This is a genomic window from Aristaeella lactis (assembly GCF_018118585.1).
Lineage (GTDB): Bacteria > Bacillota > Clostridia > Christensenellales > Aristaeellaceae > Aristaeella > Aristaeella lactis.
Map to the genome: position 1 here is coordinate 1830220 of NZ_CP069421.1, position 14238 is coordinate 1844457.

At 57.0% G+C, this 14238-nt stretch carries 21 protein-coding genes; all 21 read right to left on the reverse strand.

Annotated elements, in window-relative coordinates; all coding sequences use genetic code 11:
- Positions 1-2: 2 nt before the first annotated feature.
- Positions 3-545: a 50S ribosomal protein L5 gene (gene rplE, locus JYE50_RS08400; RefSeq protein WP_084095099.1), complete on the reverse strand. Its 543-nt coding sequence runs from the start codon at positions 543-545 to the stop codon at positions 3-5.
- A gap of 17 nt (positions 546-562) precedes the next feature.
- Entirely contained in the window at positions 563-898 is a 336-nt protein-coding gene (gene rplX / locus JYE50_RS08405) for a 50S ribosomal protein L24 (RefSeq protein WP_084095100.1), read from the reverse strand.
- 15 nt (positions 899-913) lie between these two features.
- A complete protein-coding gene (gene rplN, locus JYE50_RS08410; protein ID WP_084095101.1) occupies positions 914-1282 on the reverse strand; it encodes a 50S ribosomal protein L14 in 369 nt (122 codons plus the stop codon).
- A gap of 18 nt (positions 1283-1300) precedes the next feature.
- Positions 1301-1558, reverse strand: a complete 258-nt coding sequence (gene rpsQ / locus JYE50_RS08415) for a 30S ribosomal protein S17 (protein WP_084095102.1) — start codon at positions 1556-1558, stop codon at positions 1301-1303.
- Positions 1559-1578: 20 nt separating this feature from the next.
- Positions 1579-1770 carry a 50S ribosomal protein L29 gene (gene rpmC, locus JYE50_RS08420; RefSeq protein ID WP_084095103.1) on the reverse strand — a complete coding sequence of 64 codons (192 nt, stop codon included), beginning with the start codon at positions 1768-1770 and terminating at the stop codon, positions 1579-1581.
- Entirely contained in the window at positions 1767-2237 is a 471-nt protein-coding gene (rplP, locus tag JYE50_RS08425; protein ID WP_084095104.1) for a 50S ribosomal protein L16, read from the reverse strand. The genes rpmC and rplP overlap by 4 nt, the downstream gene beginning before the upstream one ends.
- 3 nt (positions 2238-2240) lie before the next feature.
- A complete protein-coding gene (rpsC, locus tag JYE50_RS08430; RefSeq protein ID WP_179138253.1) occupies positions 2241-2909 on the reverse strand; it encodes a 30S ribosomal protein S3 in 669 nt (222 codons plus the stop codon).
- An 18-nt stretch (positions 2910-2927) separates the two neighbouring features.
- A complete protein-coding gene (rplV, locus tag JYE50_RS08435; RefSeq protein ID WP_093957130.1) occupies positions 2928-3311 on the reverse strand; it encodes a 50S ribosomal protein L22 in 384 nt (127 codons plus the stop codon).
- Positions 3312-3333: 22 nt separating this feature from the next.
- Positions 3334-3612, reverse strand: a complete 279-nt coding sequence (gene rpsS / locus JYE50_RS08440) for a 30S ribosomal protein S19 (protein ID WP_084095105.1) — start codon at positions 3610-3612, stop codon at positions 3334-3336.
- A gap of 18 nt (positions 3613-3630) precedes the next feature.
- The gene (rplB, locus tag JYE50_RS08445; RefSeq protein ID WP_084095106.1) at positions 3631-4464 is read right to left on the reverse strand and encodes a 50S ribosomal protein L2; all 834 of its coding nucleotides are present in this window, start codon (positions 4462-4464) and stop codon (positions 3631-3633) included.
- Positions 4465-4485: 21 nt separating this feature from the next.
- A complete protein-coding gene (gene rplW, locus JYE50_RS08450; protein WP_084095107.1) occupies positions 4486-4791 on the reverse strand; it encodes a 50S ribosomal protein L23 in 306 nt (101 codons plus the stop codon).
- Positions 4788-5411, reverse strand: a complete 624-nt coding sequence (gene rplD, locus JYE50_RS08455) for a 50S ribosomal protein L4 (RefSeq protein WP_084095108.1) — start codon at positions 5409-5411, stop codon at positions 4788-4790. The genes rplW and rplD overlap by 4 nt, the downstream gene beginning before the upstream one ends.
- Positions 5412-5434: 23 nt before the next feature.
- The gene (gene rplC, locus JYE50_RS08460) at positions 5435-6076 is read right to left on the reverse strand and encodes a 50S ribosomal protein L3 (RefSeq protein WP_084095109.1); all 642 of its coding nucleotides are present in this window, start codon (positions 6074-6076) and stop codon (positions 5435-5437) included.
- Between the two features lie 19 nt (positions 6077-6095).
- Positions 6096-6404 (reverse strand): 30S ribosomal protein S10, encoded by a 309-nt coding sequence (gene rpsJ / locus JYE50_RS08465; protein WP_084095110.1) that lies wholly within the window; start codon positions 6402-6404, stop codon positions 6096-6098.
- A 517-nt stretch (positions 6405-6921) separates the two neighbouring features.
- Entirely contained in the window at positions 6922-8826 is a 1905-nt protein-coding gene (locus JYE50_RS08470; RefSeq protein WP_084095111.1) for an ABC-F family ATP-binding cassette domain-containing protein, read from the reverse strand.
- Between the two features lie 4 nt (positions 8827-8830).
- Positions 8831-9634, reverse strand: a complete 804-nt coding sequence (locus JYE50_RS08475) for an MBL fold metallo-hydrolase (RefSeq protein ID WP_084095112.1) — start codon at positions 9632-9634, stop codon at positions 8831-8833.
- A 204-nt stretch (positions 9635-9838) separates the two neighbouring features.
- Positions 9839-10582: a LicD family protein gene (locus JYE50_RS08480; protein WP_084095113.1), complete on the reverse strand. Its 744-nt coding sequence runs from the start codon at positions 10580-10582 to the stop codon at positions 9839-9841.
- A gap of 7 nt (positions 10583-10589) precedes the next feature.
- A complete protein-coding gene (locus JYE50_RS08485) occupies positions 10590-11513 on the reverse strand; it encodes a transketolase family protein (RefSeq protein WP_084095114.1) in 924 nt (307 codons plus the stop codon).
- Positions 11510-12382 carry a transketolase gene (locus tag JYE50_RS08490; RefSeq protein ID WP_084095115.1) on the reverse strand — a complete coding sequence of 291 codons (873 nt, stop codon included), beginning with the start codon at positions 12380-12382 and terminating at the stop codon, positions 11510-11512. Before JYE50_RS08490 ends, JYE50_RS08485 begins: the two co-directional genes overlap by 4 nt.
- Positions 12383-12514: 132 nt before the next feature.
- Positions 12515-13204 (reverse strand): sugar transferase, encoded by a 690-nt coding sequence (locus tag JYE50_RS08495; protein WP_084095116.1) that lies wholly within the window; start codon positions 13202-13204, stop codon positions 12515-12517.
- 103 nt (positions 13205-13307) lie between these two features.
- Positions 13308-14162, reverse strand: coding sequence for a ParB/RepB/Spo0J family partition protein (locus JYE50_RS08500; RefSeq protein ID WP_084095117.1), 855 nt, complete (start codon positions 14160-14162; stop codon positions 13308-13310).
- Positions 14163-14238 lie beyond the last annotated feature (76 nt).

The window sequence follows — 14238 nt, forward strand, 5'->3', positions numbered from 1 at the left end:
TCTTACGCCTCGAAGGGCATGCCCAGAAGCCTCAGCAGCTCCTTGCACTCTTCGTCCGTCTTCGCGGTCGTTACGAACACGATTTCCATACCGCGGATCTTCTCCACCTTATCGTATTCGATTTCGGGGAACAGCAGCTGTTCACGAATGCCCAGGCTGTAGTTGCCGCGGCCGTCGAAAGCCTTGGCGCTCACGCCGCGGAAGTCGCGGACGCGGGGCAGGGCCACGCTGACCAGCTTGTCCATGAACTCTTCCATCCGGGCACCGCGCAGGGTGACCTTGGCGCCAACGTTCATGCCCTCACGGACTTTGAAGTTAGCGATGGACTTCTTGGCCTTGGTGACCAGGGGCTTCTGACCGGCGATAGCAGTCAGTTCATTCACAGCCATTTCCATGGCCTTCGCATTATCCTTGCAGTCGCCCAGACCCATGTTGATCACGATCTTGGCGAGCTTCGGAACCTGCATGGCGTTTTTGTAGCCGAACTTTTCCTCCAGGGCAGGAATCGCCTCGGCCAGATATTTTTCCTTGATTCTGGTTGCCATTTGGCTCTTCCTCCTTATCAGTCGATTTCGGCGCCGCACTTCTTGCAGACGCGGATCAGTTTGCGGTGGCTCTTGCCGTTTTCATCAGTGACCTTCTCGGCCTTGTTGTTGACACGGGTGGCCTTGCCGCACTTGGGGCAAACCAGCATAACGTTGCTGGCGTCGATGGGCATTTCCTTGTGGATGATGCCGCCGGCCTGCGCAGCGTTGCGGGCTTTCTGGTGCTTGGTTACAACGTTCACGCCCTCAACCGTCACACGGTTCAGCTTCGGGAAAGCGGCGGAAATCTTGCCCTTCTTGCCCTTATCTTTACCGCTGATAACGATCACGGTATCTTTACTCTTTACATGCATTACCGTTCTGCCTCCTTACAGTACTTCGGGAGCCAGAGAGACGATCTTCATGAAATCCTTCTCACGCAGCTCGCGAGCCACGGGCCCGAAGATACGGGTGCCGCGGGGCATATTCTGGTCGTTGATGATGACGGCGGCGTTGTCGTCAAACTTGATGTAGCTGCCGTCGGGACGGCGCTTATTCTTGCGCATACGGACGATAACGGCCTTGACGACCTCGCCCTTCTTCACGGTGCCGCCGGGGGTTGCTGTCTTGACGCTGGCCACGATGACATCACCGATGCTGCCGTCACGCCGGAAAGAACCGCCCAGAACACGGATGCACATGATTTCCTTGGCGCCGGAATTGTCGGCTACCTTAAGCCGGGTTTGCGGCTGAATCATAGCGGTTTCCTCCTTAAATTACTTAGCTTTCTCGATGATCTCAACGAGACGCCAACGCTTGTCCTTGCTCAGCGGGCGGGTCTCCATCACCTTAATGGTATCTCCGATACCGCATTCATTATTTTCATCATGAACCTTCAGTTTGCTGGTCTTGTTCATGATTTTTCCGTACAGGGGATGACGGACGCGGGTCTTGATCTGGATGACACAGGTCTTGTCCATTTTGTCGCTGACCACAACGCCGATCCTTGTTTTACGAAGTCCTCTTTCTTCCATTGTTCCAGCTGCCTCCTTTCTCAGGCTTCATCCTTCTGCCGAAGGATCGTCTTGCACCGTGCGATGTCGCGCTTCAGTTGGCTGATCTGCATGGTGTTCTGCAGCTGGCCCGTCGCGAGCTGGAAGCGAAGGCCAAACAGTTCGCTCTTCAGTTCCTTAACCTTTTCTTCGAGCTGTTCCTTGCTCATGGCATTCAGTTCATTTGCCTTCATGCTTCTTCACCACCCGCTTCTTTGGCTGTCACATTTTCGGCGGCGGCCTTTGCGGCTTCGGATGCCTTGGTGATCAGCTTGGTCTTCAGAGGCAGCTTGTGGCTGGCCAGACGGAGAGCTTCACGGGCGATCTCTTCGGAGACGCCGGCGATTTCAAACAGCACTCTGCCGGGCTTAACCACGGCTACCCAGTACTCAGGAGCGCCTTTACCGGAACCCATGCGGGTCTCGGCGGGCTTGGCCGTTACCGGTTTGTCGGGGAAAATCTTGATCCACACCTGACCGCCACGCTTGGTGTAACGGGTCAGGGCGATACGGGCCGCCTCAATCTGCTGGCTGGTAACCCAGTGCGGTTCGGTGGCCTGCAGTCCGAATTCGCCGTAAGCCAGGGTGTTGCCTCTCTGGGCTTTACCCTTCATGCGGCCGCGGAACTGCTTGCGGTGCTTAACTCTTTTGGGCATTAACATGGCTTACTTTCCCTCCTTCCCGGCGGGGGCTTTCTTGGCCCGGGGCAGGATCTGTCCCTTGTAGATCCAGACCTTGATGCCCAGGCGTCCGTAGGTTGTCTTCGCTTCCGCGAAGCCGTAGTCGATGTTAGCGCGCAGGGTCTGCAGCGGGATGGAACCATCATGGTAGTGCTCGCTGCGGGCGATGTCGGCGCCGCCCAGACGTCCGCTGACAGCAGTCTTGATACCCTTGACTCCCGGGATCTTCATGCTGCGGCCCATGGCCTGCTTCAGCGCGCGGCGGAAGCTGATGCGCTTCTCGAGCTGCTGGGCGATGTTCTCAGCCACCAGCTGGGCATCGGCGTCAGGCTGCTTGATCTCCATGACGTTGATGTGGCAGGGACGGCCAAGGAACTCGGTGATGTTCTTCTTCAGTTCCTCGATTCCGGCGCCGCCGCGGCCGATAATCATGCCGGGCTTGGCAGTGAAGATGTTCACTGTCATGGTCTGCGCCGTACGTTCGATATCAATGTGGCTGATACCGGTGGAGTAGTACTTTTCTTTCAGCATCTTGCGAAGCTTGAAATCTTCCACCAGATTGTTGGCAAAATCCTTTTTCCCGGCGTACCAGCGGGTGCTCCAGTCATAGATGACTCCGACCCGTGCACCGTGGGGATTTACTTTCTGACCCATGTCTTTTCCTCCTTCGCCTTACTTCTGGTCCAGCACCACGCTGATGTGGCTGGTGCGCTTGAGCATCGGTGACGCGCTGCCGCGGCTGCGGGCAACGTAGCGCTTCAGCGTAGGACCGGGATTGGCATACACTTCGGCGACATAGAGGTTGTCACGGTTCAGTTCCTGATTGTTAACCGCATTGGCGATGGCGCTGTTCAGGACCTTCAGGACCACGGGGCTCGCGGCCTTGGGGGTGAACTGCAGGATCGCAGCGGCTTCATCCACGCTCTTTCCGCGGATCAGATCGATCACGATCTTCACCTTACGAGGAGAGATGCGAATGTACTTGGCATGGGCCTGAGGACGCTTGTCAGCGTTAGCCTTGCGGGCCGCTGCCTTTTCTTTCGAACGGGTAGCCATTTCGTTTTTCCTCCTCTTCTAATTACTTCCGCGAGCTGTTCTTGTCCCCGGCGTGGCCGCGGAAGGTGCGGGTGGGGGCGAACTCACCCAGCTTGTGACCGACCATGTCTTCGGTGACATACACCGGAACATGCTTCCGGCCGTCATGCACGGCGACGGTGTGGCCAACAAAGTCCGGGAAGATCGTGCTGGAGCGGCTCCAGGTCTTCACGACCGCTTTCTTGCCGCTCGTATTCATCTCGTTGATACGCTTCATCAGCGCGGGCTCTACGTAAGGGCCCTTCTTTACGGAACGACTCATATTCTACAGGTGCCTCCTTTACTTCGAGCTTGCGCGCTTGACGATCATCTTGTTGGAGTACTTCTTGTGCTTCCTGGTCTTCAGACCCAGCGCGGGCTTGCCCCACGGAGTCACAGGAGCCGGCATACCGACGGGGCTCTTGCCCTCGCCGCCGCCGTGCGGGTGATCGCAGGGATTCATGACGACGCCGCGGACGGTGGGACGGATGCCCATGTGGCGGACACGGCCGGCCTTGCCCAGGCGTACGTTCTCATGATCGGTGTTACCGACGGTGCCGATGGTCGCCTTGGCGTTCAGCGGGAGTTTCCGCATTTCGCCGCTGGGCAGACGCACCTGCGCGAATCCGTTTTCCTTAGCCATCAGCTGGGCGCTCATGCCGGCGCTGCGAACCATCTGGCCGCCGCGGCCGGGCTTGATCTCCAGGTTGTGGATCAGGGTACCGACGGGGATGTTGCTGATGGGCAGCGCGTTGCCGGGCTTGATGTCGGCGTTGTCGCTGCTGACCACGGTGTCCCCGACCTTCAGGCCCAGAGGAGCCAGGATGTAGCGCTTCTCGCCGTCCGCGTAGTTCAGCAGGGCGATGAAGGCGCTGCGGTTCGGGTCATACTCGATGGCGCTGACTTTGGCGGGGATGTCCACCTTGTCACGCTTGAAGTCGATGATGCGGTATTTCCGCTTGTTGCCGCCGCCCTGATGACGGACGGTGATCTTGCCCTGCTTGTTCCGGCCGCTGTTCTTCTTCAGAACCTCGGTCAGGCTCTTCTCGGGCGCTTTCTTGGTGACCTCTTCAAAGGTCAGAACCGACATATGCCGCCGGGCGGGCGAAGTCGGCTTGTAAACTCGGATAGCCATTTCTTTCGTTCCTCCCTTGCGTTACTGTGCCATGCCTTCGAAGAACTTGATGGGCTTGGAGTCCTTCTTCAGAATCACATAGGCCTTCTTGGTTTCGGGGGTCATGCCCTGGGTGCGGCCCTGGCGCTTCATCTTACCGATGGTGCGCAGGGTGTTGACCTTGGCAACCTTCACGCCGTCATCCGCGAAAACAGCTTCAATGGCGCTCTTGATCTCGGCCTTGTTGGCCTTGATATCGACTTCGAAGACGTAGCGCTTCTCGTCGATTCCTTCGTATGCCTTTTCCGTCAGGATCGGCCGCTTGATGATGTCATGGGGGTTCTTCATGCGTACACCTCCTCGACGCTTTCCTTGGCCGCAACGGTCATCACCAGTTTGTCGGCGTTCAGGATGTCGTATACGTTCAGGGTGTTCACGTAGCTGACCTTCGCCTGGGGCAGGTTCGCGGTCGCACGGATGATGCTCTCTTCACGCTCAGGCAGGATTACCAGAGCCTTCTTTTCAGCCTGCAGCTTCTTCAGCGTTTCGGCCATCAGCTTGGTCTTGGCATCCTTCAGCTCCAGCTTGTCAACAACGATGATCTCACCGGCGTTCAGCTTGGAGGTCATAGCGCTCTTGAAAGCCAGGCGGCGAACCTTCTTGTTCACGGCCAGATCGTAATCACGGGGCTTGGGGGCGAACACCACGCCGCCGTGTTTGAACTGGGGAGCGCGGTTGCCATGGTGCCGGGCATTACCGGTGCCCTTCTGGCGGTAGATCTTACGGCCGCCTCCGCGGACTTCGCCGCGGGTCAGGGCGCTCTGTGTTCCCTGGCGCTGTGCGGCCAGGTAGGAGCGGACCATCAGGTGCATCGCTGCTTCGTTGATCGGAGCCGCGAAGATCTCGTCGCTCAGCTCAACTTCGCCGATGGTCTTTCCTTCCATATTATAAAGTGCGGTTTTTGCCATTGTCTCTTCCTCCTTGCTCAGCTTCAGGCCTTGCAGGTGTCACGGATGATCAGCAGACCTTCGTTGGGGCCGGGCACAGCGCCCTTGACCAGCAGCAGGTTGCGTTCCGCGTCCACCTGGACGACTTCCAGGTTCTGCACCGTGACCTTATCCACACCGTAGTGGCCGGCCATGTGCTTGTTCTTGAATACCCGGCTGGGGTCGGAGTTCGCGCTCATGGAACCCACGCCGCGGTGATACTTGGAGCCGTGAGCCATGGGGCCGGTGTGCTGGTTCCACCGCTGGATGGGACCGGTGTAACCATGACCCTTGCTGGTTCCGGTGATGTCGATCTTGTCGCCCTGGGCGAACTGGTCGCACTTCAGAACGTCGCCGACTTTGTAACCGCTGCAGTCTTCGAACCGGAACTCACGCAGGGTGCGCTTGGCATCCACGCCGGCCTTCTTGAAGTGACCGAGTTCAGGTTTGGTGAGCAGCTTCTTGGCACGGTTCTCGGTCAGATCGCCGAAACCGACCTGTACGGCATCGTAGCCGTCGCTTTCGATGTTCTTGGTCTGCACCACTGTGCAGGGGCCCGCTTCAATCACGGTGACCGGTACGAGACGGCCGTCTTCAGTGAAGACCTGCGTCATGCCGATCTTTTTGCCCACGATCGCTTTCTTCATTTTAATCGCTCCTCCTGCCTCACAGTTTCATTTCGATTTCGACACCAGCAGGAAGATCGAGCTTCATCATGGCGTCCACCGTCTTGGGATTCGGATTGTTGATGTCGATCAGCCGCTTGTGTGTACGGCGTTCGAACTGTTCGCGGCTGTCCTTGTACTTATGGACGGCGCGAAGGATAGTGACGATCTCCCTTTCCGTGGGGAGCGGGATGGGGCCGGAGACACGAGCGCCGGTACGCTTTGCGGTTTCAACGATCCGCTCCGCGCTCTGGTCGATCAGTTTGTGCTCGTAGCTCTTCAGCTTGATACGGATTTTCTGGTTGGCCATTCCTGTTAACCTCCTCAATTCGTTCTCGTTTGCGTTCTCCGTGACCCACTGCAGGTGCAGGTCCTCTCTGACGCTATCGAGTCCGTCGCCCGATTAGCGGGCTGGTCCGTGATAATTACCCGTCTGGCCGGACGGCAACTTACCACTTCATCCCTAAACAGACAACAGGAGAATTATATATGACCCGAAAGTTTTTTTCAAGGGGTAAATCGATCTTTTTTGAAAATTTTTTTGAACTTTTTTACTTTTTTGATTTCCCGTGAACTGCCATTTTGCTTGCGTTCCGTGGTTTGAATGTGAACACTTTCTCTGGTGTGTCCCTGTTTTTCGCTTTTCCGCCTCTTTTCCCACCCTGAAAATTTTCTTTTGCTTTTTTCTATCATATTTATCGTTATTTTTCAATACTTCCAGCTGTTATTTATATACACCCTGTCATGTGTATCTATTTACGACCTCCCGGAAACATACAAATTGCCCGGAACCTTTCGGTTCCGGGCATTATATACATTATCTTGTATTACAGGGCACTTTCGAGCGCATCATATTGTTCATAGAGGCGCTCAATTTCCGCTTTCAGGTCATTGTACCGGCGGGTGGTTTCCGCCGCCTTCTCCGGGTCTTTCCAGGTCTCCGGATCTGCCAGCTCCGCTTCCATCAGCCCGGCGTTCTTCTCCGCCGCTGCAATGGACTGTTCAACTGCCTTCAGGGCTTCCTTCTGTTCACGCAGTTTCTTTTCTTCTTCCCGGCTTCTCCGTTTTTCCTTTTCCATCGCCGTACGGGTCTGCTGCGTGGCATTCCCGTCCGGTTCCTGGTCCCGGCTTACCTTCAGCGCGTAACTGTCATAGTTGCCGAGGTATTCCTTAATCTCGTTTCCGTCCAGTACCCAGACCTTTTCGGCAAAGCGGTTGATAAAATACCGGTCATGGCTGACGGATATGATCGTGCCGGGAAAATCGCTCAGCGCGTTCTCCAGCACCTCCCGGCTGTCCATGTCCAGGTGGTTGGTGGGTTCGTCCAGCAGCAGCACATTGTCTTTCCGGAGCATCAGCTCCGTCAGGGCTACCCTGCCCTTCTCCCCGCCGCTCAGGGTGCTGACAGGCGCAAACACGTCATCCCCGGTAAACAGGAACAGTCCCAGTGCTCCCCGCACCTCATACTGTTCCATCCTGGGGAATTTGTCCCAGACCTCATCCAGTACTGTTTTATTCTCATTCAACCCCGCCTGGTGTTGGTCATAGTAGCCCAGGTCCACGCCGGTTCCCCACCGGATGGTACCCCCGTCCGGCTTTTCGGTGCCGATGAGGCACTTGAGCAGGGTGCTCTTTCCTGTACCGTTGTCGCCGATCAGGGCGATCCGGTCACCGGCGCGCACATGCATCTTCAGGTCTTTGAAAAGGATCCGGTCGCCGTAGCCTTTGCTCAGGCCTTCCGTCATCAGCACGTCATCCCCGGTTCTCCGGCGGGTTTCAAAACGGAACCGGACAGTCCCCTCTTCCTGGGGCCGCTCCAACCGCTCAATCTTATCCAGCCGCTTCTGTTTGCTTTCCGCGGCCTTGATACTTTTCTCCCGGTTAAACCGGCGGTACATGGCGATGATGGCCTCCTGCCGCGCGATTTCCTTCTGCTGCAGTTCCCAGGCCTTCATGCGGGTTTCATAAACCGCGGTTCTTTTTTCAAGATATTCCGTATAGTTGCCGTTGTAGGTTTCCACACTGCCCATCAGCAGCTCCGCCATCCGGCCGCAGACCCGGTCCATAAAATACCGGTCGTGGCTGATGACGAGCACCGCGCCGCGGAATGCAGCAAGGTAATCCTCCAGCCAGGCGATGCTCTTCAGGTCCAGGTGGTTGGTCGGCTCGTCCAGCAGAAGCAGATCCGGCTCTGTCAGCAGCATGCGGCCAAGGCACAGCCTGGTTCGTTCCCCGCCGGAAAGCAGGCCGGTCTTCATATCCTGGAACTCCCGCAGCTTCAGGCCTGCCAGCACGCCCTGCACAGAGGACCGCCAGCCGTAGCCGTTGCTTCGTTCAAATTCCCGTGTCAGCGCGTCATACCGGCTGCCGAGGATTCTCAGCGCGTCGGGATCGGAACCGGAAATGGCCATTTCCTGCTCCAGGGCCCGCAGTTCCGCTTCCATGCGCCGCTGGGGTTCAAAAACGCTCTCCAGTGTTTCCAGCACGGTCTCCTCTCCGGTCAGCTCGCCCTGCTGGGCCAGGTAACCGATACGAAGGCCTTTCTGCATGTTGACACTGCCGCTGTCGGCAGTTTCCACGCCGGCAATGATCTTCATCAGGGTGCTCTTGCCGCTGCCGTTCACCCCGACCATGCCCATCCGTTCGCCCTCCTGAAGGGTAAAGGAAACAGACTTCAGCACCTCATGGGTGCCGAAGCTCTTCTTTACGTCCTGAAGGGCCAGTATGATCATGAACTTATGCTCTCTCTTTCAATATATAAACACCGCCGACCTCATCCCGCAGGGCAACCTGCAGGCTGATGTCCTGATCCGGCCGGATTCCCTCCCGTGTGAGGGCGTCCGCTGACGTCCGGCGGGCAAGCAGGGGGGTATTGTTTTCCCCGCTCAGGTGTCCGAGGATCACATTGCCGGTTCCGGCATTGATCAGCCGCAGCAGCGCCTCGGAACAGGCTTCGTTGCTCAGGTGTCCGTGATCCCCCAGGATCCGCGCCTTCAGCGCCGCTGAATAATGGGGGTTTGCCCGGAGCATATCCGGATCGTGGTTGCTTTCCAGCAGCACCAGTGTGCTGCCGGCCACATTGGCATACACTTCCTCGGAAAAATAGCCCAGATCAGTCGCCGTGGAAACGCTCAGTTCTCCGCCGTACAGCCGGAATCCCACCGGATCCGCGGCATCATGCGGAATGGAAAAAGGCACCACGCCGATGTCTCCGAGCCAGAAATCCTTCCCGGCTGTGATCTCCCGCATACAGTCCTGCGGAATCTTCCCCAGCTTGTCTTTCATCGCCCACCAGGTTTCCCGGGTGGCATAAAGCGGAAGATGGTACTTCCGGGCCAGCACGCCGGCGCCGGAGATGTGGTCGCTGTGCTCATGGGTGATCAGCACTCCGCTGATCGTATTGATATCCGTACCGATGGAAGCCAGTGCGTCCTCGATGGTCTTCCCGGATTTTCCCGCGTCAATCAGCAGTTTGGTGTTCCCGTACTGGCAGAACAGCGAGTTTCCGCTTGATCCGGAGTACAGGGGGCAAAAGTACATGTCCAACTGGTCTTATCCCCGTTTCCTGTCATTCTCTGAATTCAGAATTCATAATTCATAATTCATAATGATTGTATGCTTTTCCCTGCCGCAATTCCATGTCATATACTGTCAGTTTTTCCTGCTTCAGCAAGTAAAGGCCGGGTAAACAATTCATAATTATGAATTGTGAATTATGAATTGTTGCGAAACATCTTGACCTGTTTACAGGTCAAGATGTTTCGCAACCCTCTCCGCCTCCGGCGGCGGCGTCATATAGTCCGGTCCGAACAGCACCGTCAGCACTTCATCGTACTTTACCGGGATCAGGCACTCCTCCGTTTCAAAAGGCACCTTCATCTTTTCGGCGAACTGTTCCGGATGCCACACATGCGTCATCAGTTCAAACGCGCCGTTGGACATATGCAGGTCATTCCCGCTTTTAATCCGGGTGGATACCTTCTCATACCGTTTTGCCTTCCACGCATAGGAGAAAGGCAGTCCCAGCAGGTGCGTTGCCCGCAGCAGGATCCGGTTTTTCAGTCCGAACCGGCTGTAGTCCACGTTTTTCTTCATCATCCCCTGCAGCAGATGCAGGTGCAGCAGATGCAGCTTTCTCCGCCAGCCTTCCGGCGGCAGCGGATCCAGGATAAAGAAATCGGTGAAGGCGGCTGCCTTCTCCGGGTCCCGGTTCATCACCCGGGGAGTCCATGTGTCCAGGTAGGTCAGTTCAAACCGTTCATCGCACTCTTTGGGATAGACCTCACGGAATTTGGTGAATTCCCCCCGTGTCATCAGCAGGTCCACGTCATCGTCCCAGGGAATGAACCCTTTGTGGCGCACCGCGCCCAGCAGTGTCCCGCACATCAGGTTATACTCAATCCCGTGTCTTTCGCAGACTGCCAGGATGTCCCGCAGCTGGCACATCAGCTCCGCGTGGATCTCCTCCAGCGTCAGTTCTCTTTCCATGCGTTCCTCATTCTTTCAGGAAGGCTTCCGCCTTGTCAGCGATTGCTTTTCCGTCCATACCGTATACTTCCCGCAGGTACTGCCGGTCTCCCACCACTGTGGTGAAACAGTCCTCCAGGCCGATTCGTTTCACCCGGCAGCCGGTTCCGGCTTCCGCGGCCAGTTCACAGATCGCGCTGCCGAAGCCGCCGATGATCGTATGTTCCTCCACGGTAATGATCCGCCGGAAGCTTGTCAGCAGCTCCTTCACCGTGTCCGTGTCCAGTGGCTTCAGGCAGGGGAAGCTGACCACCCGCGCGCTGATTCCTTTCGCGGCGAGTCTTTCCGCCGCGTCCATAGCCTGGGTCAGGATCCCGCCGCAGCTCAGGATCGCGATATCCCTGCCGCCGCGCAGTGTAATGGCTTTGGGGAAGCTCCAGCCCTTCACCGGGCCCTCATGCACCTTCGGTTCGTTGCCCCGGCCCAGGCGCAGGTAGCAGGTTCCCTTCCGCCAGATCATGTCATGGGTCACAGCCTCTGTTTCGGCCGGATCTCCCGGCGTATAGCAGATCATATCCGGTATGGCACGCATGACGGACATATCCTCTGTCGCGTGATGGCTCATGCCCAGGCTTCCGTATACAAATCCGCCGCCGACGCATACGATCTTGACGTCCGCCTTGTGATAGACGCAGTCATTCCGGATCTGCTCCAGCGGCCGGAGCACCGGGAAATTGCCGATGGAATACACCAGCACCGTCCGTCCGGTAGTTGCCAGTCCTGCGGCCATACTGACCATGCCCTGTTCCGCGATGCCGGCGTTGATCAGCCTGTCCGGAAATCTTCTGTGGATCTGCCGGAGCACGCCGAAGCCCAGGTCGCCCGTAATCAGGACGATCCGCTCGTTCTGCGCCATTTCCTCTTCAAGCACCCGCGCAAACGCGTCTCTCACGGTCTCTGTGCCTCCAGTTCCTTCAGTGCTGCGTCATATTCTTCGCCCTGGGGCGTCCGGTAATGCCACAGGATATCGTTCTCCATAAACGAAACGCCCTTGCCCTTCACGGTATGGGCCAGGATAACAGACGGTTTCCGGCTGCCGGCGTTTTCCTTTGCCCAGTCAAACGCCTTCTGCAGCGCTTCTGTGTCATGCCCGTTCACGCTCAGGGCGTTCCAGCCAAAGTCCTTCCATTTCTGCTCAAAAGGCTCCAGCCGCAGGGTTTCATCCACTGTGGCCAGGCTCTGCATATGGTTGTAGTCAATCACGGCAATCAGCCGGTCCAGCTTGTACTGGGCTGCCTGCAGCGCGGCTTCCCAGACGGAGCCTTCATCGCATTCCCCGTCGCCCAGCACCACATAGGTCCGCCACTGCGCACCGTCCATCTTCGCTCCAAGCGCCATACCAACGCCAACGCCCAGGCCGTGGCCAAGGGATCCCGTGGAAACCTCCACGCCCGGAACTCCCTTATGGCTCACATGGCCGGACAGGATCGATCCGTTGGCATAGTGCGTTTTCAGCTGTTCCACAGGGAAAAAGCCGGTCTCCGCCAGTGCGGCATATACCGCGCTGCCCGCGTGGCCCTTGCTCAGGATCAGGCGGTCACGGTCCGGCTTTTTCGGTTCCTTCGGATCCACATTCAGCACAGAAGCATAAAGCACCGCGATAATCTCCGCGACGCTGAATACGCTGCCGATATGGCTGCCCCGGCTCAGGTGGGTCATTTCAAGACCGTTCCTGCGGATCAGCCAGGCCAGCGTTTTCGGATCCCGGACGTCCGGTTTCCCCTCAAACCCGCTGTGCACCAGCGCCTCGTAGCTTTCCATGCCGTCTCCTTCTTAAATCAGAATTCAGAATTCATAGTGTTTTCCTCAATTCTGGAATAACACTGCATTGATCCGCTCCATACAGGACCATCCCATACTTTGCATCAACAATTCATAATTATGAATTGTGAATTATGAATTTCTCTTTTCTTTTCTCATGTCTTCTGCTTTATGAAACACGCCTTTGATCGTTTCAAAAAACAGTTCCGCGTCCAGCTTAAAGCTCTGGCTCTTTGCGTATTCCACCCGCAGCCTGTTCTTCTCCGGCAGGATCAGCCGCTCGAAGTTGGCCACAGGATCTTCCTCTCCCACGATCTCATCCTGGGAGATATACACAATGCTGCTGCGGTCCGTGATGCCCGGCCGCACCCACATAATGCACTGCTGTTCCTCCGTATACTGTTCCGTATACAGCAGCAGTTCCGGCCGCGGGCCTACAAAGCTCATATCGCCTTTAAGGATGTTGAACAGCTGGGGCAGTTCGTCCAGCTTCAGCCGCCGCATCACCCGTCCTGCCCGGGTCACCCGGTCATCATTCTTGGCAGTGCACCCTCCGGTTTTGTCAGCGTCCACCACCATGCTCCTGAATTTGAAAATGCGGAAGGGCTGGTTATGGTATCCGCCGCGTACCGCCCGGTAAAATACCGGACCTTTGGAATCCAGTTTCACCCAGACAGCCAGCGGGATCATCACGATCAGTGCGGGAACCAGCAGGATCAGAGCCAGCAGGAAATCCAGGACCCGCTTGACCACTTTACTGTAGAAAGGATGGGAAAGCGGCCCGTCCCAGTACGGCTCCTTCGGCAGCTCACTCTTCCCCATGTCTTCCTCCGTCAAATAAACCTTATCTTTAACGCTTACAGGTGGATAGAATCCCGGCAGAATTCAAACCAATAATTCTGAATTCTGAATTCTTAATTCTGAATTAGTCAGAAATGCGTTCCAGCATTTCGTTAAATCTTTCCAGTTCTTCCCGGCTGCTGTACTGCAGCACGATCCGGCCTTTGGAGATACTGCCGGTCAGGGTGCTCTTCAGGCCGGTCCGCTGCAGGATCTTCTCCTGCAGTTCATTCAGTTCCGCGGGAAGCCGTTTCGGCGCGGATTTCTTCTTGGGTTTCGCGCCCAGGGCTTTCACCAGCTGTTCCATCTGGCGGACGTTCAGTCCCTCATCAACGGCCTTATGCGCAAGGCGCAGCTGTTCCGTCTTGCTGTTCACACCGGCCAGTACCCGGGCGTGTCCGGCGGTCAGCAGGCCGTCCTTCACCATCTCGGTCACTTCATCCGGCAGCTGGAGCAGGCGCAGCATATTGGCCACAGCAGGGCGGCTCTTGCCCAGCCGGGTGCTGACCTTCTCCTGGGTATAGCCGCACTGGTCCATCAGGGCGCGGATGCCCTTCGCGGCTTCGATGGGGTTCAGGTCTTCACGCTGCAGGTTTTCGATCAGCGCGATTTCCCGCTGGCGGATCACGTCAATATCCTTGACGATGCAGGGCAGGGTTTCCAGTCCGGCTTCCCGGCCCGCGCGGTAACGGCGTTCACCGGCAATGATCATATACCGGCCGCCGCCTGCGGGAGCTACCAGCAGCGGCTGCAGCACGCCCTGCTCCCGGATACTGTCCGCCAGCTGGCTGATGCTTTCCGGGCTGAAGGTGCGGCGAGGCTGATCCGGGTTTGGATCCAGTTCACCCACGGAAATTTCCTGGATGCTGGTTCCCCAGTCTTCGGCGCCTGCGAACAGGGAGTCAAGACCCCTTCCCAGGCCATGCGTCTTCTTCGGCATAACTGCAGTCTCCTGTTAAATCTGATTCTTTTCCATTTATCAGGATTTCATCATTCTCAATTATGAATTCTGAATC

What these genes read in the sequence shown, in the direction of transcription:
- rpsC (WP_179138253.1), bottom strand. Translation starts at nt 2,909, where the DNA reads ATGGGTCAGAAAGTAAATCCCCACGGTGCACGGGTCGGAGTCATCTAT.
- JYE50_RS08495 (WP_084095116.1), bottom strand. Translation starts at nt 13,204, where the DNA reads ATGGGGAAGAGTGAGCTGCCGAAGGAGCCGTACTGGGACGGGCCGCTT.
- JYE50_RS08475 (WP_084095112.1), bottom strand. Translation starts at nt 9,634, where the DNA reads ATGTACTTTTGCCCCCTGTACTCCGGATCAAGCGGAAACTCGCTGTTC.
- JYE50_RS08480 (WP_084095113.1), bottom strand. Translation starts at nt 10,582, where the DNA reads ATGGAAAGAGAACTGACGCTGGAGGAGATCCACGCGGAGCTGATGTGC.
- rpsJ (WP_084095110.1), bottom strand. Translation starts at nt 6,404, where the DNA reads ATGGCCAACCAGAAAATCCGTATCAAGCTGAAGAGCTACGAGCACAAA.
- rplV (WP_093957130.1), bottom strand. Translation starts at nt 3,311, where the DNA reads ATGGCTACCCGTTCGAAAGAAAAGGCAGCGGCCCGCAAGGCTAACGCT.
- rplP (WP_084095104.1), bottom strand. Translation starts at nt 2,237, where the DNA reads ATGTTAATGCCCAAAAGAGTTAAGCACCGCAAGCAGTTCCGCGGCCGC.
- JYE50_RS08470 (WP_084095111.1), bottom strand. Translation starts at nt 8,826, where the DNA reads ATGATCATACTGGCCCTTCAGGACGTAAAGAAGAGCTTCGGCACCCAT.
- rpsS (WP_084095105.1), bottom strand. Translation starts at nt 3,612, where the DNA reads ATGAGTCGTTCCGTAAAGAAGGGCCCTTACGTAGAGCCCGCGCTGATG.
- rpsQ (WP_084095102.1), bottom strand. Translation starts at nt 1,558, where the DNA reads ATGGAAGAAAGAGGACTTCGTAAAACAAGGATCGGCGTTGTGGTCAGC.
- rplB (WP_084095106.1), bottom strand. Translation starts at nt 4,464, where the DNA reads ATGGCTATCCGAGTTTACAAGCCGACTTCGCCCGCCCGGCGGCATATG.
- rplW (WP_084095107.1), bottom strand. Translation starts at nt 4,791, where the DNA reads ATGAAGAACCCCCATGACATCATCAAGCGGCCGATCCTGACGGAAAAG.
- rpmC (WP_084095103.1), bottom strand. Translation starts at nt 1,770, where the DNA reads ATGAAGGCAAATGAACTGAATGCCATGAGCAAGGAACAGCTCGAAGAA.
- rplD (WP_084095108.1), bottom strand. Translation starts at nt 5,411, where the DNA reads ATGGCAAAAACCGCACTTTATAATATGGAAGGAAAGACCATCGGCGAA.
- JYE50_RS08500 (WP_084095117.1), bottom strand. Translation starts at nt 14,162, where the DNA reads ATGCCGAAGAAGACGCATGGCCTGGGAAGGGGTCTTGACTCCCTGTTC.
- rplN (WP_084095101.1), bottom strand. Translation starts at nt 1,282, where the DNA reads ATGATTCAGCCGCAAACCCGGCTTAAGGTAGCCGACAATTCCGGCGCC.
- rplX (WP_084095100.1), bottom strand. Translation starts at nt 898, where the DNA reads ATGCATGTAAAGAGTAAAGATACCGTGATCGTTATCAGCGGTAAAGAT.
- JYE50_RS08490 (WP_084095115.1), bottom strand. Translation starts at nt 12,382, where the DNA reads ATGGAAAGCTACGAGGCGCTGGTGCACAGCGGGTTTGAGGGGAAACCG.
- rplC (WP_084095109.1), bottom strand. Translation starts at nt 6,076, where the DNA reads ATGAAGAAAGCGATCGTGGGCAAAAAGATCGGCATGACGCAGGTCTTC.
- rplE (WP_084095099.1), bottom strand. Translation starts at nt 545, where the DNA reads ATGGCAACCAGAATCAAGGAAAAATATCTGGCCGAGGCGATTCCTGCC.